At 61.8% G+C, this 19,697-nt stretch carries 17 protein-coding genes; 8 read left to right on the top strand and 9 right to left on the bottom strand.

All coding sequences use genetic code 11. The annotated features are described in order from the left end of the window. Positions 1-11: 11 nt before the first annotated feature. Positions 12-719, top strand: coding sequence for an NUDIX hydrolase (locus tag DSM107133_RS06295; protein ID WP_114293885.1), 708 nt, complete (start codon positions 12-14; stop codon positions 717-719). 3 nt (positions 720-722) lie between these two features. On the opposite strand, the gene DSM107133_RS06290 is transcribed toward DSM107133_RS06295, so the two are convergent. Beyond that, positions 723-1,625 (bottom strand): DMT family transporter, encoded by a 903-nt coding sequence (locus DSM107133_RS06290; protein WP_114293884.1) that lies wholly within the window; start codon positions 1,623-1,625, stop codon positions 723-725. A gap of 19 nt (positions 1,626-1,644) precedes the next feature. Next, positions 1,645-2,568: a fatty acid desaturase gene (locus DSM107133_RS06285; protein ID WP_114293883.1), complete on the bottom strand. Its 924-nt coding sequence runs from the start codon at positions 2,566-2,568 to the stop codon at positions 1,645-1,647. Positions 2,569-2,680: 112 nt separating this feature from the next. Here DSM107133_RS06285 and DSM107133_RS06280 point away from each other — a divergent pair, with 112 nt between their 5' ends. Then, positions 2,681-3,541 (top strand): helix-turn-helix domain-containing protein, encoded by an 861-nt coding sequence (locus DSM107133_RS06280; RefSeq protein ID WP_114293882.1) that lies wholly within the window; start codon positions 2,681-2,683, stop codon positions 3,539-3,541. A gap of 68 nt (positions 3,542-3,609) precedes the next feature. Here the strand turns inward: DSM107133_RS06280 and DSM107133_RS06275 are convergent, their stop codons facing one another. The 4 genes from DSM107133_RS06275 to DSM107133_RS06260 are packed head-to-tail and all read right to left on the bottom strand — an operon-like array spanning position 3,610 to position 7,331. Next, positions 3,610-4,356, bottom strand: coding sequence for an SDR family oxidoreductase (locus DSM107133_RS06275; protein ID WP_114293881.1), 747 nt, complete (start codon positions 4,354-4,356; stop codon positions 3,610-3,612). Further along, positions 4,353-5,831, bottom strand: coding sequence for a carnitine 3-dehydrogenase (locus tag DSM107133_RS06270; RefSeq protein ID WP_114293880.1), 1,479 nt, complete (start codon positions 5,829-5,831; stop codon positions 4,353-4,355). The genes DSM107133_RS06275 and DSM107133_RS06270 overlap by 4 nt, the downstream gene beginning before the upstream one ends. A 59-nt stretch (positions 5,832-5,890) precedes the next feature. Next, entirely contained in the window at positions 5,891-6,412 is a 522-nt protein-coding gene (locus DSM107133_RS06265; protein ID WP_114293879.1) for a lipocalin family protein, read from the bottom strand. A gap of 4 nt (positions 6,413-6,416) precedes the next feature. Next, positions 6,417-7,331, bottom strand: coding sequence for a 3-keto-5-aminohexanoate cleavage protein (locus DSM107133_RS06260; protein ID WP_114293910.1), 915 nt, complete (start codon positions 7,329-7,331; stop codon positions 6,417-6,419). Between the two features lie 86 nt (positions 7,332-7,417). Here DSM107133_RS06260 and DSM107133_RS06255 point away from each other — a divergent pair, with 86 nt between their 5' ends. Further along, positions 7,418-8,362, top strand: coding sequence for a GlxA family transcriptional regulator (locus DSM107133_RS06255; protein WP_114293878.1), 945 nt, complete (start codon positions 7,418-7,420; stop codon positions 8,360-8,362). Positions 8,363-8,440: 78 nt separating this feature from the next. Here the strand turns inward: DSM107133_RS06255 and DSM107133_RS06250 are convergent, their stop codons facing one another. Continuing rightward, the gene (locus DSM107133_RS06250; RefSeq protein ID WP_114293877.1) at positions 8,441-9,484 is read right to left on the bottom strand and encodes an aldo/keto reductase; all 1,044 of its coding nucleotides are present in this window, start codon (positions 9,482-9,484) and stop codon (positions 8,441-8,443) included. A gap of 251 nt (positions 9,485-9,735) precedes the next feature. Here DSM107133_RS06250 and DSM107133_RS06245 point away from each other — a divergent pair, with 251 nt between their 5' ends. Together DSM107133_RS06245 and metG are read left to right on the top strand one after the other, a co-directional pair. Beyond that, the gene (locus DSM107133_RS06245; RefSeq protein WP_114293876.1) at positions 9,736-10,959 is read left to right on the top strand and encodes an MFS transporter; all 1,224 of its coding nucleotides are present in this window, start codon (positions 9,736-9,738) and stop codon (positions 10,957-10,959) included. A gap of 61 nt (positions 10,960-11,020) precedes the next feature. After that, positions 11,021-12,736, top strand: coding sequence for a methionine--tRNA ligase (gene metG / locus DSM107133_RS06240; RefSeq protein ID WP_114293875.1), 1,716 nt, complete (start codon positions 11,021-11,023; stop codon positions 12,734-12,736). Between the two features lie 72 nt (positions 12,737-12,808). Here the strand turns inward: metG and DSM107133_RS06235 are convergent, their stop codons facing one another. Both DSM107133_RS06235 and DSM107133_RS06230 read right to left on the bottom strand, forming a co-directional pair. After that, positions 12,809-15,370 carry a methyl-accepting chemotaxis protein gene (locus DSM107133_RS06235; RefSeq protein WP_240310549.1) on the bottom strand — a complete coding sequence of 854 codons (2,562 nt, stop codon included), beginning with the start codon at positions 15,368-15,370 and terminating at the stop codon, positions 12,809-12,811. 236 nt (positions 15,371-15,606) lie between these two features. Beyond that, the gene (locus tag DSM107133_RS06230; RefSeq protein WP_205387835.1) at positions 15,607-16,419 is read right to left on the bottom strand and encodes a methyltransferase domain-containing protein; all 813 of its coding nucleotides are present in this window, start codon (positions 16,417-16,419) and stop codon (positions 15,607-15,609) included. A 128-nt stretch (positions 16,420-16,547) separates the two neighbouring features. Here DSM107133_RS06230 and DSM107133_RS06225 point away from each other — a divergent pair, with 128 nt between their 5' ends. Genes DSM107133_RS06225 through DSM107133_RS06215 form a run of 3 tightly spaced genes read left to right on the top strand, consistent with a single transcriptional unit; the run spans position 16,548 to position 19,576 of the window. Continuing rightward, on the top strand, positions 16,548-17,687 hold the full coding sequence (locus tag DSM107133_RS06225) for an ABC transporter substrate-binding protein (RefSeq protein WP_114293873.1): 1,140 nt from the start codon (positions 16,548-16,550) through the stop codon (positions 17,685-17,687). A 57-nt stretch (positions 17,688-17,744) separates the two neighbouring features. Further along, positions 17,745-18,818, top strand: a complete 1,074-nt coding sequence (locus DSM107133_RS06220) for an iron ABC transporter permease (RefSeq protein ID WP_114293872.1) — start codon at positions 17,745-17,747, stop codon at positions 18,816-18,818. Then, positions 18,812-19,576, top strand: a complete 765-nt coding sequence (locus tag DSM107133_RS06215) for an ABC transporter ATP-binding protein (protein WP_114293871.1) — start codon at positions 18,812-18,814, stop codon at positions 19,574-19,576. Before DSM107133_RS06220 ends, DSM107133_RS06215 begins: the two co-directional genes overlap by 7 nt. Positions 19,577-19,697 lie beyond the last annotated feature (121 nt).

Raw genomic sequence — 19,697 nt, 5'->3', positions numbered from 1 at the left:
GAGGGCCGGGCATGACCGCAGAAACCAAGATTGACAAAAGCCAGATCCGCCACGCGGCAACCGTGATCGTGTTGCGTGACCGCTGGACCAGCCCGCGCATCCTGATGGGGCAGCGCGGGGCCAAGGCCGTTTTCATGCCCAACAAGTTTGTCTTTCCCGGCGGTGCTGTTGATGCGGGCGACTATCATGTGCCGCTGGCCGGCACCCTGCCCGAGGGCTGTGCTGCGCGTATCCGCGAGGACAGTGCCCCCGATATGGCCCACGCCCTTTCGGTGGCCGCGGTGCGGGAACTGTTCGAGGAAACCGGTCAGGTGCTGGGTCAGCCTGGCGACTGGGATGTGCCGGTGCCTGCGGACTGGACCGACTTTGCCGCCACCGGCCATGTGCCCCATGCCTCGGCGCTGCAATTCGTCTTTCGCGCCATCACTCCGCCGGGCCGCCCGCGCCGCTTTGACGCGCGGTTCTTTCTGGTGGATGCCGACACGCTGGTGAGCGATCCCGACGATTTCTCGGCCGCTTCGGACGAGCTGTCGCATTTGCAATGGGTCGGGCTGGACGATGTGCGCAGCTTTGACATGCCGTTCATCACCGAAGTGGTGCTGAGCGAGGTGCAAAAACGCGCGCAATCTGTCGAACCGCCCGAAAGCGTGCCTTTTTTCAAGAACAACGAGGAAGAAAACCTGTTCTTGCGTCTGCGCGGCCATTTGCCCCCAGACTAGGGCTCAGATCACCAGCACCAGCGTCAGGATCGAGGCCCCCAGAACGGCCATCCCCGCCCATTCGCGCGGCGAAATCCGTTCGTGGAAAAACAGCACCGTGGCCATCAGGCTAAAGATCAGCTCGACCTGCCCCAGCGCGTTCACATAGGCAGCGGTCTGCAAGGTGTAAGCGGTGAACCAGCAAAATGACCCCAGCAACGAGGTCAGTCCGATCCACACCGCCACGCGCCGCGCGCGCCAGACGGCGGTGATTTCGCCCTTTTCGCGCAGCCACAGCCACGCGGTCATGCCCACCAATTGCATCGCCGTAACACAGGCCAGCGTCAGCCCCGCGCGTGCCAGCGGGTCTTCCAACGGCAATTGCAACGACGCGCCGCGATAGCTGACACCGGAAATGCCGAACAGAACGCCCGACAACAGCCCCAGCCCCGCCGCTCGGTTCGCCAGATCGCGCAGCCGCCAGCGCGTCAGATCGGGCGGCGCTGACAGCAGCAGCACGCCAATCAGCCCCAGCGCAATCGCGCCGAACCCGGCCAGGCTGACACCTTCGCCCAACAGCAGCCACCCCATCAGAACGGTCTGGATCACCTCGGTTTTCTTGAACGTGATGCCAACCGCGAAATTGCGCGACTTGAACAACATGACCACACAGATCGTCGCCAGCACCTGCGCCAGCCCGCCAAAGGCCGCGAACAGCCAGAATGTTGCTGTCAAGGGCGGCCGTGTCTGGCCGGTACTTTGGAAATAGACATAGACCATCACGGCAATCAGCGGTGCCGAATACAGGAACCGCGCAAAGGTCGCGCCGGCAGCAGAAAGATGCGTTGCGGCCAGCTTCTTTTGCAGCACAAAGCGCAAGGTTTGGAAAAAAGCGGCAGCGAGGGTGATGGGAATCCAGAGGCTCATAGGGACTTTTGCCCCCGATTTATTCCCTGCGCCAGAGGGGATGTGCCACAGTGTCCTTGGTTCTTAGAAAATACCGCGCGAAGATGTGTCCGTATGAGCGGTACACATAGCCCTCGTTGCAGTCCTGAAACCGCGCCTTGCGGGCGGCATAGAGGGCAGGCAACCGATACCACGGCAGTCGCGGATGCATGTGATGCACCACATGCAGGTTGTTGTTCAGAAACAGAAAAGCCAACGGCCCGCGGTCTTCGACAATTACCGTGCGCCCGCGGCTGCGGCTATGGGCCTGATGCTCCAGAAAGGTGCGGATTTTCAGAATGCCCAGCGCCGCATAGGCCGACAATACATAGGTCCACAGCGGCATCGCCGACCACGTCACCAGCGCCAGCACCACAGCCACCCAGGGCAGATGCCACAGCCAAGCGGCCAGCACCGCGCGGTCCCCAGCGCGGATGGCAGTCCAGTCTGCACGCATAAAGCGCCACTGCCCCACCAGCGGCCCCACCGTCATACGCCCCAGCAACGTGTTGTTGAACCGCAGCAGCGCTTGCTGCCAGCGCGCCAACCGGTCCCAGTCCGCAGGGTCCAGATAGTTGCTTTCAGGATCGTCATAGGGATCGGTCAGCCGCGCATCGCGGTGGTGCGCAAGATGGGTGTCGCGAAAGCGGATAAACGGGATGAACAGTCCCGGCTGCACCATGCCCAGCGCCGTGTTCACACCGCGCGAAGGGAACGGATGGCCGTGTAATATCTCGTGGCTCAGCGACGAATGCAACACCAGCGCAATGGTGGTGGCGACCGCTGCCAGCGGAATCGAGACTGTGGACAGCCAGACCACAGCCAGTATCAAGACGCCATAGCAGCCCGCAAACAACGTGATCGTGGGCCACTCCCACGCAGCACGCGCAAGGGAACGGACAGGGCGTACGGGGACGGTGGTCATCGGAGTCTTCGGTTTGCAATGTTCATGGTGATTCACCGTTAGCGCGGCGGCGCAGCATCGACCATTCCGAACCTTGTTAACAAAACCACCCAAACGTGATAAAAGTCACCATATGGAGACAATAAACGACAAACGCGCCCGCGCCGCCCTGTTCCGCCACCGTCTGGCGCAGGCGATGGCCGACACCGGCACCACCCAAAGCGGCCTTGCCCGCGCCATCGGCACCGACCGTTCCACCCTGTCGCAAACCCTGAAAGACGACGGTGCCCGCCTGCCCGGCGCGCATGTGGTCGGCGCTTGTGCAAGCGCCTTGGGTGTCTCTTCGGACTGGCTGTTGGGGCTGTCCGACCGCCCCGAATCCGCAGCCGACCTGCTGTCCAACGCCCTGACCCTGACCCACGCGCCCCGCGCACTGGTCGACGAAACCATCTATGGCTGGCACCGCGAGGCCGCAGGTTACAAAATCCGCCATGTGCCCGCCGCCCTGCCCGACATGCTGAAAACCCAAAGCATGCTGGAATGGGAATACAGTCCCCATCTGGGCCGCACGATCACCCAGGCCATCAACGCCTCGCGCGACCGGCTCGACTGGATGCGCGCATCGCAATCCGACTATGAAATCGCCATGCCGCTTTACGAATTGCACAGCTTCGCCGCCGGCACCGGCTATTACCACGGCCTACCGGCATCCGTGCGCACGGCGCAGCTGAACCAGTTTATCGAGCTGACAGAACAGCTTTACCCCCGCCTGCGCGTCACCCTGTTTGATGCCCGCCGCCTTTACGGCACGCCGATCACCCTCTTCGGCCCCTTGCTGGCCGTGCTGTACACCGGCGGGCACTATATGGCCTTTCGCGACCGCCCCCGGATCGAAACGCTGACAGAAGATTTCGACAGGCTGATCCGTCAGGCCACCGTCACCGCCCGCGCCATGCCCGGCCATCTGGCAGAGCTGCGCCAGCTGATCACCTGACCTTCATCTTGCCCGATAAACTCCGGGGTGAGGCGCGCAAGCGCCGAGGGGCAGCGCCCCTTCCCCGCTCACACCTGCGGATTGGGGTTCTCGGTATGCCCGTCCACCGCAATCACCTGCCCCGACACCATGCGCGCGCCATCTGATCCCAAGAATACCGCCATATTGGCAATGTCTCCGGCCTCGACAAAGGACCGCATCGACGTGCCCGCCGCATAGCCCGCATAGACCTGATCGCGGGTCATCCCCTTGGCCACGGCCTCGCGCTCCAGCACGCCTTCCATGCGCGGACCTTCGACACTGCCCGGACAGATCGCATTGCAGCGCACGCCATAGGGGCCCAGTTCCATCGCCAGCGTCTTCATCAGCCCGATCATGCCCCATTTCGCCGCCGCATAAGGCGCACGATACGGGTAGCCGTATTGCCCTGCCGTTGACGAAGTCACAATGATCGCTCCGCGCCGGGCGGCTTTCATCCGGGGCGCTGCAAATTTGGCCGCCAGAAACGCGCCCTCAAGGTTGACGCCCAGACAGGTCCGCCAGTCCTCCAGCCCCACGTCCTCGACCGCCGCCGTCGGCCCGGCGATGCCAGCATTGGCACAGACCACATCGACCGTGCCCATCTTTTCGAAGACGCCGCGCATCTGGCCTTCATCCGCAGCGTTCGCTGCAATCGCGGTCCACGCTGCGGGCAATCCGTCCAGTGCAGCCTGATCCAGATCGGTGACCCAAACCTCGAACCTGGCTGCGTCAAAGGCCGCCGCCATCGCGCGCCCGATACCACTGGCTCCGGCGGTGATCAGTACCCGTTTCAAGGCCGCTGACCCACAGCGCGGCCCATCCCCGCAGGTGTTGCAAGCGCTGCATGGGCGCTGGCCACACGCTCCAGCGCGGCCACGATATGGGGGGCAGGTTCGCAGGGTCGGCGGGTCTCAAGGCTGACGTGCAGCAAGAAATGTTCGCCCGTGGCCAGCAAACGCGTGCCCGCGTACATTTCATGGAACAGGTGCATCTTCTTGCCCGCCCCCGCCAACACCTGCGTGCGCACGTCGATCACGGTGCCCGCCAGCGCCTCGTCCACATGGCGAATATGCGTTTCGGCGGTGAAATAGCTGCCGCCGGCGCTGATATAGGCGGCATCGCAGCCGATCATCGCCATGAACCGGTCGGTGGCATCGCCAAAGGCCTGCAGGTATTTCGCCTCGGTCATGTGCCCGTTGTAGTCGGTCCAGTCCAGCGGCACCGCACGGCGCACCGTCAGCAGCGGGGCCGATACGTCGTCCAGCTCATCCACCCGCGCGCCCAGGGGCGTTCCGGTCCGCAATGTCGCATCATGGGCGTTCATCAACGCCCCTGCGCCCCAATCCTGCCCCTTCAGCGCGCGCATCATCGCCACAAGGTTGGTGTCGCGGATACGTTCAAGTTCACGGATAGAATAGGCCCCCGACTGGTCATCCGACTGGCCTGCGATCAGATCGACCAGCTCGTCGGTGAATTCCGGCACATCCATCAGCTTGGTCCAGGGCCATTTCAGGCAGGGGCCGAACTGCGCCATGAAATGTTTCATCCCCGCCTCGCCGCCCGCCACGCGATAGGTTTCAAACAATCCCATCTGCGCCCAGCGGATGCCAAAGCCGTAGCGGATGGCGTTGTCGATCTCTTCGGTGGTGGCCACCCCGTCCTTGACCAGCCACAGCGCCTCGCGCCAGACGGCCTCAAGAAAGCGGTCGGCGATATGGGCATCAATCTCCTTGCGCACGCGCAGCGGATAGAACCCCATGCGGGTCAACATTGCCTCGGCGCGGTCCAGAAAGGCGGGCGTGTTGGCCGCGGTTGGCACCACTTCGATCAACGGCAGCAGGTACACAGGGTTGAACGGGTGCGCCACGATGATCTGCCCGGGACGCGCCGCCCCTTCTTGCAGCTCGGACGGCTTGAAGCCCGAGGTTGACGAGCCGATCACCGCATCGGGCAAACAGGCCGCCTGAATTTCTGCCAGTGTCGCGTGTTTGATATCCAGCCGTTCCGGCACGCTTTCCTGAATCCAGAGCGCCCCCGCCACAGCCCCCGCGATGGTATCATGGAACGTCAGCTTGCCTTCGGGCGGCAAGGCCACATCCACCATGCCCGGCAGCGAGCGGCGCGCGTTGGCCATGACTTCGCCCACCTTGCGTTCGGCCTGCGGGTCGGGGTCGAAAATCTGCACGTCCCACCCGTTCAGCGCAAAACGCGCCGCCCAGCCCCCACCGATCACGCCACCGCCAATGATGGCTGCCACTTGATTGCCCATTGTTCACCTCTTTCCTGTGCGGGCCTTTGACCCGCGAAACCACTCTGATGTGCCCGCGCCTAAGGCCGTGTTGCCAGCTGCGTCAGGTCATATCCGTTGAAATCCAGCACTTCGCGTGCCGCGGCGATACGATCCGCACCGCCCGTCGTGTTGCGATCCAGAATCCAGCCCCATGTGCCATCCGGCGTGCCCACCACGGCCGTGCGAAACCCGTCGTCAACCCACAGCACCCACAGGGTGCGATCTGCCTTTCCCTTGGGCGCGCGCAGCAAATAACGCCCCTGCCCCGTGGCCTGCGCGGGCCACTGTTCGGCCACAGTGCCGCATTGGCCAGTCGTATTGCACCGGTGCCAGAGCAGCGAAAAAGCGGCTCCGTCCTGCCGTGCGGCCACCCCACGCAGGTCCGCATCCTGCGGATAGGCCGCGCGCACCACCCAGTCGCCGGCAAAGCGCTGCGCGTCAAACCGCGTGGTCGAGGCGATGATGACAGAGCCATCGCGATAGCCCGGTTGTGGCGGCAGCTGCGCGCAGCCCGCCAGCAGCGTCAACCCCAGCCCGACAAGCCAAAGGCTGCGCCTCACGCACTCAGCTCTTTGGCGCACGTTTGACCAGCCCCAGCTTTTCACGCACCTCGGCGGGGCCGATCACCCGTGCGCCCATGTTTTGGATAATGGTGCCGGCCCGTTCGACCAGCTGCCAGTTCTCGGCCAGCACGCCCTTGTCCAACCAAAGGTTGTCCTCGAGCCCCACGCGCACATGGCCCCCCGCCAGCACCGACGCGGCGACATAGGCCATCTGGTTGCGCCCCAGACCAAAGGCCGAAAAGGTCCAGTTGTCGGGCACATTGTTCACCATCGCCATGAATGTGTTCAGATCATCCGGCGCGCCCCACGGCACGCCCATGCACAGTTGCACGAGCGCAGGGCTGTCCAGCACTCCGTCTTTCACCAATTGCTTGGCGTACCACAAATGACCGGTGTCAAATGCTTCGATCTCGGGCTTCACCCCCAGTTCGGTCATCATCCGGCCCATGGCGACCAACATGCCGGGCGTGTTGGTCATGACGTAATCCGCTTCGGCAAAGTTCATCGTGCCGCAGTCCAGCGTGCAGATCTCGGGCAGACATTCTGCCACATGAGCCACCCGTTCGCTTGCGCCCGCCATATCGGTGCCTGCCTTGCTTAACTGCATCGGGTTTTCCACATCGCCAAAGGTGATGTCCCCGCCCATGCCCGCCGTCAAATTCAACACCACATCCGTGTCGCTGTCGCGGATGCGGTCGGTAACCTCGCGGAACATCGCCAGATCACGGCTGGGCGCGCCGGTTTCAGGATCGCGGACGTGGCAATGCACCACGGCGGCGCCGGCCTTGGCGGCGGCAATCGCACTGTCTGCAATCTGCTTGGGGCTGCGCGGCACATGCGGGCTGCGGTCCTGGGTGGCGCCCGAGCCGGTCACGGCACAGGTGATAAAGACGTCTTTGTTCATGGCCAATGGCATGGCGTGTTTCCCCGATTTCATCTTGCGTTGCGCCATATCATGGCGGCATCTTTGCAGCAGACTTGACAGAATACGAAGACAAATTGATGAAATCCGAAAATATCATCGAAGTCGTCGTGCTGGTGCTTGATGCCACCAACACACTCAGCTTTGCCGCCGCGGTCGATCCGTTGCGGGCCGCGAACCGCCATGCGGGGCGGCAGCTGTTTCGCTGGCATCTGGCAACGCCTGCCGACGCACCGGTGACGCTGACCTCGGGCATTGTTATTCCTGCCAACCCCCTTGCGCGCATCAGTCACTGCAACTGGATCGTCACCGTCTCGGGGTTTGATCCCGAGCGCCAAAGCACACCGGCCTTGCTGTCCAGCCTGCGCAGGCTGGCGGCGCGCGCGGATCATGTGGCGGGGGTAGACGGTGGGCCATGGGTGCTGGCACGCACAGGGCTACTGGACGGGCACACCGCCACAGTGCACTGGGAGGATTTCGAAGCCTTTGCCGCCCGCTTTCCCGATACCCAAACTGTGAACGCGCGCTATCAGGTCAGCGGCAAGTACCGCACCGCAGGCGGGGCCGCGCCCACGCTGGACATGATGCTGGCGCTGATCGCCGAAACCTGTAGCCCCGCGCTGGCGCGCAAGGTCGCGGGCAGCTTTATCACCGACACCACCGCTGCCCCGTCGCAACCGCAAATCCGCCAGCCGCAGCGGTCACGCCACAGCCACATCACCGCCCGCGCGCATGCATTGATGGAAACCACGCTTGATGCGCCCCTGCCCATCGCCACGATCGCGCAGCGTCTGGGCCTGAGCCCGCGCGCGCTGCAAATGCAGTTCAAAACGGCCATCGGCCAAACACCGCAGGCCCACTATATGGCCCTGCGCATGACCGAGGCCGAGCGGCTGGTCACCCAGACACACCGACCGTTGCATGACATCGCGCTGAGCACCGGATTTTCCAGCCAGTCCGCCTTTGCCCGCGCCTATGCCCAGGCCCACGGCACCAGCGCGCGCCAGCACCGCAAATCTGCATAAACACTGATTTCTTTTGGCCTTAAATATCCACTGCGCAACAGCCCGCCAAAGCGCGCCGTCGCCAGTGTCACACCTTGATCAATACGGCATCGGATGGGCGCGGTGCGCGGTGGCAATTTCGGCCAGAACCTCACCGGACAGCGTCACGTCGACCATGCCCAAGGCAACCTCCAACTGCGCCATCGTGGTTGCCCCGAAGATCACCGAGCCCATGAAAGGCCGCGTGCAACACCACGCCAGCGCCATTTGCACCGGGTCCAGCCCGTGCCGTTTCGCGATGTCCAGATAGGCATCGACCGCACCGAACACACGGTCTGTCTTGCGTCCGCCAAGATCGCCATTGATGTACATGCGCGACCCCTTGGGCACTGCCCCGCCCTGATACTTGCCCGTCAGCAACCCTGCCGCCAGCGGCGAGAAGGCCAGCAAGCCGACGTCTTCATTCACGCTCATTTCGGCCATGTCGGTGTCATACAGGCGGCACAGCAACGAATACTCGTTCTGTACCGTGGCAACCCGTGGCCCGCCCGTGCGCGCGGCCGCCTCGAGCCACTGCGTTGTACCCCAGGCGCTTTCGTTGCTCAGACCAAAGGCCCGGATGCGTCCGCGCTCCACCTCGCGTTGCAGCGCGCCCAGACAATCTTCCATATTCTGAATCGTGGCGGCGCGGTCTTGCCCTGACGGGTCAAAGGTCCAGTTCTTGCGGAACATATAGCTGCCGCGATTGGGCCAGTGAAACTGGTACAGGTCGATGTAATCGGTCTGTAACCGGCGCAGCGAATCGTCGATGGCTTCGGGAATTGTCTCGGACGAGATTGCCACGCCGTCACGACGGTGCATCATGCCCTCGCCGGAATGTTTGGTGGCCAGGATATAGTCCTGTCGCCGCCCGCGATCTTCGTGCCAAAGCCCGATGATCCGCTCGGTACGTCCCACGGTTTCGGCGCTGATGGGGTTTACCGGGTACATTTCGGCGGTGTCGATGAAATTGATCCCCGCATCCAGCGCCCGTTCGATCTGTTCAAAACCCTCTTCCGCCGTGTTCTGCGTGCCCCAGGTCATCGACCCAAGGCAAAGCTCTGACACCATAATTCCCGTGCGCCCCAACGGTTTCATCTTCATTTTAGATCCCCTTATTTCCGTGCCAGACCGTAACGCCAGAGCCTCAGATCGCAAGGTACAATGCAGCGCAACTGATGATCCGACTTAGTCAACAAGCCTTAACCGACCGTAACTTGTGCAATTGTCAGAAAACTTGAACGAACAACCACTTGCCCCAGACAATGCGGCAAGGCGCGCGGCGGACAAAAACGACGCGATTGCGTCGATTTCCAGCTTGGCTGTGCCGCAAAGCAGGCCCATGGTGGCGCGATATGCGATTGCTGATTTCCCTTGCTGCCCTTTTGCTCTCTGTCCTGCTGCTGCAACTCAGCTCCGGGGGCGTCGGCCCATTGGACGCGCTGTCGGGACTTACGCTGGGCTTTTCACGGCAGGAAATCGGGATGCTGGGCTCGGCCCATTTCTTTGGGTTTTTCATCGGGTGCTGGTGGGCCCCGCGCCTGATGGGGTCGGTCGGCCACTCCCGCGCCTTTGCCGCCTTTACCGCAGCCGGCGCCATCGGGTTGCTGGCCCATATGATGGTGGTCGATCCCTATGCCTGGGCACTGATGCGTGTGGCCTCGGGACTATGTGTGGCGGGCTGCTACACGGTGATCGAGGCATGGCTGCAAGCCAAGGTCACCAATGAAACCCGCGGGCGCACCATGGGGGTGTACCGAATTGTGGACATGTCGGGGTCACTGGCCGCGCAGTTGATAATCGGCATCCTGTCACCTGCCAGCTACATCAGCTATAATATGCTTGCGATCCTGTGTTGCGCAGCCTTGCTGCCGCTGACCCTGACCACCGCCCAACAGCCCGAAACCCCTGACGCCCCGCGCTTGCGTCCGCGGCTGGCGTGGGACCGCTCTCCGCTGGCTGCTGCCGGTGTGGTGGTGGCTGCATTGTCCTCGGCCAGTTTTCGCATGGTCGGGCCGGTCTACGGTCAGGACGTGGGGCTGAGCGCCGGGCAAATTGCGTGGTTTCTGTCTGCCTTTGTCCTGGGTGGGGCGCTTGCCCAATATCCCGTCGGGTGGCTGGCCGACAAATACGACCGGCGGTGGGTGCTGATCTGGCTGTCGGCGGCGGCCATCGTCAGCTGTGGTATCACCGTGTCGGCCAGTGGCCTTGGCACCACAGGGATCATGCTGACGGCCGGTTTGTTCGGGCTGACCACCTTTCCGATCTATTCTGTCGCCTCGGCCCATGCTCATGATTTTGCCAGCGCCGACGAGCGGGTCGAGTTGTCGGCCGCACTGATGTTCTTTTATGCCATTGGTGCGATTGCGGCACCCTATGCCGCCTCGGCATTGATCACAAGCTATGGCCCCGGCGCGTTGTTCGGGATGATCTCGGTCGGGCATGCTGCCCTGATCGTCTTTGGCCTGACCCGGCTGCGCGCCCGTCCAACCAAGCGCAAACGCACCCGCTATATCTATGCCCCACGCACCAGCTTTGTGATCGGGCGCCTGATCGGACGCAGCCGCGAACGCGACTGACCCTTTCCCCGCCCCCCCTGCGCTGCTAAAGCAACATGAAACGCAGACCATAGGCGCAAAAATGACCCGTCACCTGATCACCTCCGCCCTTCCGTACATCAACGGCATCAAACATCTTGGCAACCTTATCGGCTCGCAATTGCCTGCCGACCTGTTCGCCCGCTACCAACGGGGCCGTGGCAACGAGGTGCTGTTTCTGTGCGCCACAGACGAACACGGCACCCCAGCCGAACTGGCGGCTGCCAAGGCCGGCAAGCCGGTCGCCGAATACTGCGCCGAATTGCACGAGGTGCAGGCGCGCATCGCACAAGGGTTCCGCCTGTCATTCGACCATTTTGGTCGCTCTTCCAGCCCGCAGAACCATCGGTTGACCCAGCATTTCGCAGGCCGTCTGTTCGACGCTGGGCTGATCGAGGAAGTGGAAGAGAAACAAGTCTATTCCATTGCTGACAAACGCTACTTGCCCGACCGGTACATCGAGGGCACCTGCCCCAACTGCGGCTATGACAAGGCGCGCGGCGACCAGTGCGAAAACTGCACCAAACAGCTGGACCCGACCGACCTGATCGCCCCGCGTTCGGCGATCTCGGGGTCAACCGATCTGGAAGTGCGCGAAACCAAGCACCTGTTCCTGCGCCAAAGCAAACTGCGCGACACGCTGGATCAGTGGATCGACAGCAAGACGGGCTGGCCGGTTCTGACCACGTCGATTGCCAAGAAATGGCTGCACGATGGCGACGGGTTGCAAGACCGTGGCATCACCCGTGATCTGGATTGGGGCATTCCGGTCAAACGCGGTGACGCCGACTGGCCGGGCATGGAGGGCAAGGTGTTCTATGTCTGGTTCGACGCACCCATCGAATATATCGCCTGTGCCGGCGAATGGGCCGAGACGCACGATACGGACTGGGAACGCTGGTGGCGCACCGACAAGGGCGCCGACGACGTGACTTATACGCAGTTCATGGGCAAGGACAACGTGCCCTTCCACACCCTGTCGTTCCCCGCCACGATCCTGGGCTCGCAGGAGCCGTGGAAGATGGTAGACCATCTGAAATCGTTCAACTACCTGAACTACGACGGCGGCCAGTTCTCGACCAGCCAGGGGCGCGGGATTTTCATGGATCAGGCGCTGGAGATCCTGCCCGCCGACTATTGGCGCTGGTGGCTGCTGGCCAACTGCCCCGAAACCTCGGACAGCGAGTTTACCTGGGAGCAGTTCCAACAAGGTGTGAACAAGGATCTGGCCGATGTATTGGGCAACTTTGTCAGCCGCGTTACCAAATTCTGCCGCTCGAAATTTTCGGAAGAAGTTCCGGCAGCAGGCAGCTATGGCCCGGTCGAAGAGGCGCTGATTGCCGATCTGCAAGCGCGGTTGAAACGTTACGAAGACCTGATGGATGCCCGCGAAGTGCGCAAATCAGCCGCCGAACTGCGCGCGATCTGGGTGGCGGGCAATGAATACCTGCAATCGGTTGCGCCCTGGAACGTGTTCAAATCCGATCCCGATGCAGCGGCTGCGCAGATACGGCTGGCGCTGAACCTGATTGCCTTTTACGCGACGCTCTCTGCACCCTTCATACCGGATGCGGCGGCCTCGATGCGGGCGGCGATGAATCTGGACACAGCAGCGGTGTGGCCGTCCGATGTGGCACAGGCCCTGTCCGAGCTTCAACCGGGTCATGTGTTCAGCGTGCCCGACGTGCTGTTTGCCAAGATCACCGACGACGACCGCGAAGGATGGGAAACGCGCTTTGCCGGTGGTCGCGCGGCGTAATATCTCCTGGACTTACCGGTCAGAAAACGCCGCCACATTGGCGGCGTTTCGCATTTGCGCCCCTGATATCGACTAGAACTCTTCCCATCCGTCTTCTTCGGGCTCTTGAATTTCGAATTTCAGCGCTGTGTTACCAGCCATCGGCGCCCCTGCAATGGGTGTCGGGGCCACCGGTTGTGACCGTGTGACAGGTGCCATTGGCTTTGCAGCCTCGGCCAGTCTTGCGGCCGGTTGCGGTGCATTCCCCATGCGGAACGCCGAGACAGCTGCGGCCAAACCGTCGGCTTCAGCGGTCAAAGCATGGCTGGCGGCAGTCGTTTCCTCGAACATTGCTGCGTTTTGCTGGGTGACATGGTCCAGCTCGTTCACTGCCGTGTTCACCTCGTTCAAACCATTCGACTGTTCGCGTGCCGAAGCCGCAATGGCCGAAACCCGTTCGGAAATATCCGACACCGACGTGACAATCGCTGCAAGCGCATTGCCGGTCCGGTCAACCAGATCGACGCCCTGACGCACCTGATCCCCCGAAGCCGAAATCAAGGCGTTGATCTCGCGCGCGGCTTCGGACGAGCGTTGCGCCAGCGCACGGACCTCGGTGGCCACGACGGCAAAACCGCGCCCCGCTTCGCCTGCGCGCGCCGCCTCGACACCCGCGTTCAGTGCCAGCAGGTTGGTCTGAAAGGCGATGTCGTCAATCACGCTGGTGATCTTGGAAATTTCCTGGCTGGATGTTTTGATTTCATCCATCGCCCGCACAGCTTCTTTGGCAACCCCGCCGCCTTGTTCGGCGTTCTGCTGGGCGTCTGCTGACATCTTGCTGGCTGCATCCGCGCTTTCAGCTGCCGAACGGACGGATTCTGTGAGTTTGTCCAGCGCCGCCGCCGTTTCTTCCAATGTCGCGGCCTGCTTTTCGGTCCGGCGAGACAGATCATCCGCCGCGCTGGTGATCTCGCTGGTTTCATGGCGGATCGATTCAGCGTTGTGCATGACGGCCCCGATGGCCGTTCTGAGCGACGCTGTGGCGTCGTTAAAGTTGCGTCGCAAAGCTTCGTAGTCTTCCGGAAACGCATCGACAATATCCGAGTTCAGATCGCCCTCGGAGAGTTTTTGCAATGCAAGCGCCAGTGCCTCGACGACGCGCTGCTGCTCTTGTGAAATCCGCGCCCGCGTCTCTTCTGCCTCACGCACCGCATGATGGCTCTCGGTGACATCCGTGCCCAGGAACACCACGCGCTCGGGCTGGCTGTCGGCCCCGAAGACTCCGGCAAATGCCCCCTCGAAATGCAAGATCGTACCGGCTGCGGACGGCGTCGAGACATCAAAGCATCCTTGAACCGCCGCCCCTTGCAAAACCGTCTGAGCCAGATCCGCCGGCAAACCGGTATCGCTTTGTGCAGAGCCAAAGAACCTCTCGAAATTTGTTCCTATCAAATTCTGCACGGCCACGCCCAAAGCCGTCGCAGCATTTTCATTTGCGTTGACACAACTGCCACGCGCATCGAATTCCAACCGGATCTGGTTGGCATCAATGGCCCCAAGCAACACTGCGTCACGGTGCGTTTCCGTTCCATCAGCCCATTCGATCACGGCACCAATCATCTCGCCCGCCTGATCCAGCGCCGCATTCGCCTTGATGTTGATATGCCGGTCGGCAATCTGCACCGGAACCTCTTTCGGCAGAGCCGCTGCGCCCCGGCTTTGCACAGCTTGCGCCAGCGCTCTGAGGTCTTCCATATTTGACAGGTCGGCCCCGACCCATGCCGCATCGGAAATGCCGGGCCAACGCGCGCGCAATCCATCCACCATGCCGGACAAAAGCGTTGAACAGGCCGGATTGACAAAGGTGACGACAAAGCTGTTGTCGACCATCATCATACCGGCAGATGACCCTTCGAATGCTGCGCTCTTGAAGGCGGCCTCGCGTTGCGCCCCTTTTGCGCGGCCCAGATCATTCCGGAATTGTTCCAGTCGCGCCGCGATACCGCCGATTTCATCGTTACGTTTGGTAAAGGGAATCGGCGATTCATAGTCCTCGGCTGCCACTTTGCCCATCGCGCCCTGAATTCGGATCAAGGGGCGTAACATGTAAAGCCAAAGGTAAATACCCGTCGCAATCAACGCCAGAACCATCATCAAACCGATTTCGAGCGTGTTGCGCTGTGTTGCCGCTGCAAGTTGCAGCAAATCCGGCTGATGGGTCCAGCCCGTGACAACCGCACCGACTATCGCCTGATCTGCCCCCAAGCGCGCAGGCACCGCCGTCAGCGTGCCATCCGCCAACGCAACATCAGTGCCCTCGTCGATTGCCTGCTGCGCCAGTGTTGTCGCAGCTTCAGCGTCAAAATCGGCCGATACCGTCTGGTACAATACCGTACCGGATACCCCCAGGACCAGGCCACCCACGGCAGAAGGGGCGGCATGTGATACGACACCCTCGACGGCTTCGGTCACCACTTTTGCGTTGCCGAATTTGATCGAAGCGCCCAGCTGCTGCGCCAAAAGTCCGGTAACTTCGCCGGACCGCTCGCGCAAATTTTCGGTAAGCGTGGCCTTGGTTTCGATTTGCTCTCGCCAAACCGAAATCGCGAAAATCAAGATGACCACAAGGGCCACACCCAGCAGATTCTTGGCCAATACACTCGTTATCGCGTTTTTGAGCATTCTAAAGCCACGTTGCATCGACATCCGGCACCTCATTGATCAGCCCGCATGACTGCACAGACAGCGGGTTCCGATTGACAGTTGCCTATCGTTTAACGTTGCAATCTTACCTTGCGCTTAACGCGGGCCCGATTTTCGACCTGATGCCGCCCTGCCCGATTGAACTGATTTGGTTCGGAGTTGCGCACCTGTACCAGACACCCGCCGCTTCAAGCGCAGTGCGCCGCTTCTGGCCTCTGGTCTACCGGTTTGCGGGCGCAGATCGCATAGCGATGTTCCTGAGTGCGCAACAATGCCTTACGCCACCCCAAGCCCGCCCTTTGCGCGCGATGGACATCGCCCATAGCCGTGTCGATACACACATCAACAAACCCCGCAGCGCGCAACAAATCGGCCACTTCGCGCGCGCGCGCACCCTGCGAAAAATAGACACGCGACAGGATGGAATTGTGCCGAATGGCATCGCGGCTGGCTCCGGCGCTGGCGATTCCCAAGGCACGCGCCAGAAGCCGGTGCACAAGGGATCGTTTCACAAAGTCCCCGTCGACAAGCAACAGCGTCCCGCCCGGCCGCAAAACACGCAGCCATTCGCAAAAGGCGGCTGCAGGATCAACCAGCGTCCAGACCAGATGGCGCGTGGTTATGACGTCATAGCTTGCATCCGGCTCCATCGTCCGCTCGGCATCGGCCTGCAAGAACCGCACATCACCGGCCTGCGCTGCCGCTTTGGCACGCGCCAGTTCCAGCATGGCTTCGGACCAGTCCAGACCGGTCACATCAAAGCCCAACCCCGCACCCAGCATCGCTATTTCGCCGGTTCCCGAGGCCAGATCCAGCACCTTGCGCCCCTGTGCAGGTCCCAGGTGTCGGGTAAACAGCGCCTGCCAGGCACGGCGTTCCGCGCCATCGCCGATCTTGTGCCCCGGATCACTGTCAAAATGTGCTGCCCTGTCAGACCAGTAATCACGGATTTCGTCTCGTAGATCGCGGTTGGTTCCGGCGGTGCTGTGGGCGTTCATCATGTGGTCCGTCATCTGGTCAGGCGTCAACAGGCCCGTACAAAATATTTCCCGACTAAACAAGTCAACAATATAGTTGACTATTATAGTTGGTCAAAATAGTCGAAAGGAAACCTATCAAAGAGGCCCCTATGGCGTTTCATCATCGTTCTTTCACAAAATTTGGCACCGCTCTGGCCGCAGGGCTGATCGCGTTGGTTACGTCTGCACAGGCTGACACCACCACAATTACCGACATCACGGGCCGTCAGGTCGCGGTCGAAACGCCGGTTCAACGGGTGATTCTGGGTGAAGGCCGCCAGATCTTTTTCGCCTCGGTGCTGGACACCGAAGACCCCTTTGGCCGTGTCGTTGGCTGGCGTGATGATTTCATGAAGGCCGATCTGGACGGCTATAACGCCTACAAGGAACTCTTTCCGCAGATTGACGACATCCCCACATTCGGCGGCATGAAGGACGGCACATTCGACATCGAACAGGCCGTGTCCCTGTCGCCCGATGTGATCATCATGAACCTGGAAGCCAAGGCCGCCAACGAGGAAGGCGGCTATATCGAAAAGCTTGCCGCCGTGGGCATTCCGCTGGTCTATGTCGATTTCCGCGAACGCCCGATGGAAAACACTGCTGCGTCGATGGAAATTATCGGTGAACTGTTCGGAAAATCCGAGCGCGCAACCGAGTTCAACGACTTTTACCGCACTCAGATGGCAAGGGTAACAGATGTGATCGACGCGCAGCCCGATCTTGAACGCCCGCTGGTGTTCATGGAGCGCGCGGGTGGCTATAGCGAAGATTGCTGCATGTCTTTTGGCAATGAAAACTTCGGGAAGATGGTGGAACTGGCGGGCGGTACGAACCTGGCAAGTGCCTTTATTCCCGGCACCTTTGGCACCGTGAACCCCGAACAGATCGTCGCATCGAACCCCGATCAGGTGGTGGTAACCGGCGCCAACTGGGAAATGTATGTGCCCGGCGGTGACTGGATCGGTGTCGGGTCCGGTGCGGATCTGGACATGGCGCGTACCAAGCTTGCGCATCTGATGGAGCGCCCCGCCTTTACCGGCAGCACGGCCAAGAAAACCGGTCAGGTCCATGCCATCTGGCACCAGTTCTACAACAGCCCCTACCAGTTCGTCGCTGTGCAACAGCTGGCAAAATGGTTCCACCCTGATCTTTTTGCAGATCTCGACCCCGACGCCACCTTCCGCGAACTGCACGAGCGGTTCCTGCCGGTGCCCTATCGTCCAGGCTACTTCGTAACCGTCAACTAGGTCTTGGCGCAGCGGTCCCCAAGGGCCGCTGCACGCACCGTTAAAAAGGACATCACCATGAGTGCTGCCAGTGAACCGACCTTTCACGTCGCGCCAGCTACGGCTCATCCCTACGCCCGCCTTGTGCTGCGGCGTATGCTGTTGTTGGGGCTGCTGAGCACGCTGTTGGTGCTGAGCATCGGCGTCGACATCTCGCTGGGGCCGGCGCGCTATGCGCTTGGCGAAGTCTTTCAAACGATACTGTTTCCCGGTGCCGCAGATCTTCAAATGCGCGTGGTGGTCTGGGACATCCGCATGCCGATGGCGCTGATGGCGGTGACGGTGGGCGGCTGCCTGTCGCTGGCAGGGGCGCAGATGCAAACCATTCTGGCCAACCCGCTGGCCAGCCCGTTCACACTGGGCCTGTCGGCGGCGGCCAGCTTTGGCGCGGCTTTGGCAATGGTGCTGGGCGTGGCGATCGTGCCGGCGGCGGTCGGCATCATGGTGCCGATCAACGCCTTTGCCATGGCGATGGCGGCATCATTGCTGATTTACGGATTGTCCTCGATGCGCGGCGTGACGGTTGAAACCATCATCCTGCTGGGCATCGCGCTGGTGTTCACCTTCAACGCCGCTTTGGCGCTGCTGCAATATTTCGCCTCAGAACAGGCGCTGGCTGCCGTGGTGTTCTGGACCATGGGCAGCCTGACCAAGGCAACATGGGGCAAGGTGGCAATCACCGGCGCGATCCTGTTGATCTGCACCCCGCTGTTTGCCCGTCGCGCCTGGGCGCTGACCGCGATCCGGCTGGGAGAAACCCGCGCCGCCGCGATGGGCGTGCCGGTGCGCCGCCTGCGGCTGGAAACGCTGCTGCTGGTCAGTTTGCTGGCCGCTGTGCCGGTGTCCTTCGTCGGCACCATCGGGTTTATCGGCATCGTCGGCCCCCACGTCGCCCGCCTGTTGCTGGGCGAAGACCAGCGGTTTTTCCTGCCCGGCTCAATCCTTGCGGGCGCCTTGATCCTGTCGGCCACCTCGGTCCTGTCCAAGGTGCTTCTGCCCGGTGCGGTGCTGCCGATTGGCGTCATCACTGCATTGGTGGGCGTGCCCTTCTTTGCCATGCTGATCTTCACCAACGGAAGACGCAAATGGTAAGCCTTCGACTGGATCGCCTTGGCGCGCGCTACGGGCGTAAAACCGTGTTTGACAACGTGACCACACCCGAACTGACGGGGGGCGGACTGACGGCGCTGATCGGTGCCAATGCCGCCGGAAAATCAACGCTGTTCCGGCGCATCGCAGGGCAGCTTGCCGGTGCGGGAACAGTTCAGATCACCGGAGCCGACAAGACCGATCTGCGGTATATGCCGCAGGACACCAGCACCTCCGCCGCGCTGAGCGTTTACGAGGCGGTGGTACTGGCGCTGAAACAGGACAGCCACAGCTGGCGCCTGGAGGCCGAGGAATTGGACGCGGTGGACACCATCCTGCGGGCGCTGAAAATCGAAGCGCTTGCCTTTCGCCAGCTGGCCGAACTGTCGGGCGGGCAACGTCAACTGGTGTCGATTGCACAAACGCTGGTGTGCGGGCCGAAAATCGTGCTGATGGACGAGCCCACATCGGCGCTGGACCTGTACCGCCAGTTCGAGGTTCTGGAATTCCTGCGCAGCTATGCGCAATCAACCGGCGCAGTTGTTCTGCTGGCGCTGCACGATCTCAATCAGGTCTTGCGCTATTGCGACACGGCCATCGCGTTGAACAACGGCACGCTTGAGGCCGCAGGCCCGACCCGCAGCATTCTGGACAGCGCCCTGCTGCGACGCCTCTACGGCGTCGAGACACGGTTCGAGAACTGTTCAAAAGGCCTGCCGTTCATGGTGGTCGACGGAATCGGTGTGCATACGGCTCTGTGACGGATGATACATTGCGGCTTGTCCCGGTCGGGGAAGCGCGAGGGGCAAAGCGACATCGGGGACATGGTCTGGAAAAGCGACAAGCGTCGTGAAACAGCTGCGCATGATTGATCCAAGGGGG

This window comes from Pseudosulfitobacter sp. DSM 107133, assembly GCF_022788695.1.
GTDB lineage: Bacteria > Pseudomonadota > Alphaproteobacteria > Rhodobacterales > Rhodobacteraceae > Pseudosulfitobacter.
Note: the sequence above shows the minus strand (reverse complement) of the source record. Positions and strands in the feature narration are given on the sequence as shown.

Coding starts and splice junctions, on each gene's coding strand:
- DSM107133_RS06270 (WP_114293880.1), bottom strand. CDS start 5,831: ATGGGCAATCAAGTGGCAGCCATCATTGGCGGTGGCGTGATCGGTGGG.
- DSM107133_RS06245 (WP_114293876.1), top strand. CDS start 9,736: ATGCGATTGCTGATTTCCCTTGCTGCCCTTTTGCTCTCTGTCCTGCTG.
- DSM107133_RS06220 (WP_114293872.1), top strand. CDS start 17,745: ATGAGTGCTGCCAGTGAACCGACCTTTCACGTCGCGCCAGCTACGGCT.
- metG (WP_114293875.1), top strand. CDS start 11,021: ATGACCCGTCACCTGATCACCTCCGCCCTTCCGTACATCAACGGCATC.
- DSM107133_RS06290 (WP_114293884.1), bottom strand. CDS start 1,625: ATGAGCCTCTGGATTCCCATCACCCTCGCTGCCGCTTTTTTCCAAACC.
- DSM107133_RS06250 (WP_114293877.1), bottom strand. CDS start 9,484: ATGAAGATGAAACCGTTGGGGCGCACGGGAATTATGGTGTCAGAGCTT.
- DSM107133_RS06295 (WP_114293885.1), top strand. CDS start 12: ATGACCGCAGAAACCAAGATTGACAAAAGCCAGATCCGCCACGCGGCA.
- DSM107133_RS06280 (WP_114293882.1), top strand. CDS start 2,681: ATGGAGACAATAAACGACAAACGCGCCCGCGCCGCCCTGTTCCGCCAC.
- DSM107133_RS06285 (WP_114293883.1), bottom strand. CDS start 2,568: ATGACCACCGTCCCCGTACGCCCTGTCCGTTCCCTTGCGCGTGCTGCG.
- DSM107133_RS06230 (WP_205387835.1), bottom strand. CDS start 16,419: ATGATGAACGCCCACAGCACCGCCGGAACCAACCGCGATCTACGAGAC.
- DSM107133_RS06225 (WP_114293873.1), top strand. CDS start 16,548: ATGGCGTTTCATCATCGTTCTTTCACAAAATTTGGCACCGCTCTGGCC.
- DSM107133_RS06215 (WP_114293871.1), top strand. CDS start 18,812: ATGGTAAGCCTTCGACTGGATCGCCTTGGCGCGCGCTACGGGCGTAAA.
- DSM107133_RS06255 (WP_114293878.1), top strand. CDS start 7,418: ATGAAATCCGAAAATATCATCGAAGTCGTCGTGCTGGTGCTTGATGCC.
- DSM107133_RS06260 (WP_114293910.1), bottom strand. CDS start 7,331: ATGCCATTGGCCATGAACAAAGACGTCTTTATCACCTGTGCCGTGACC.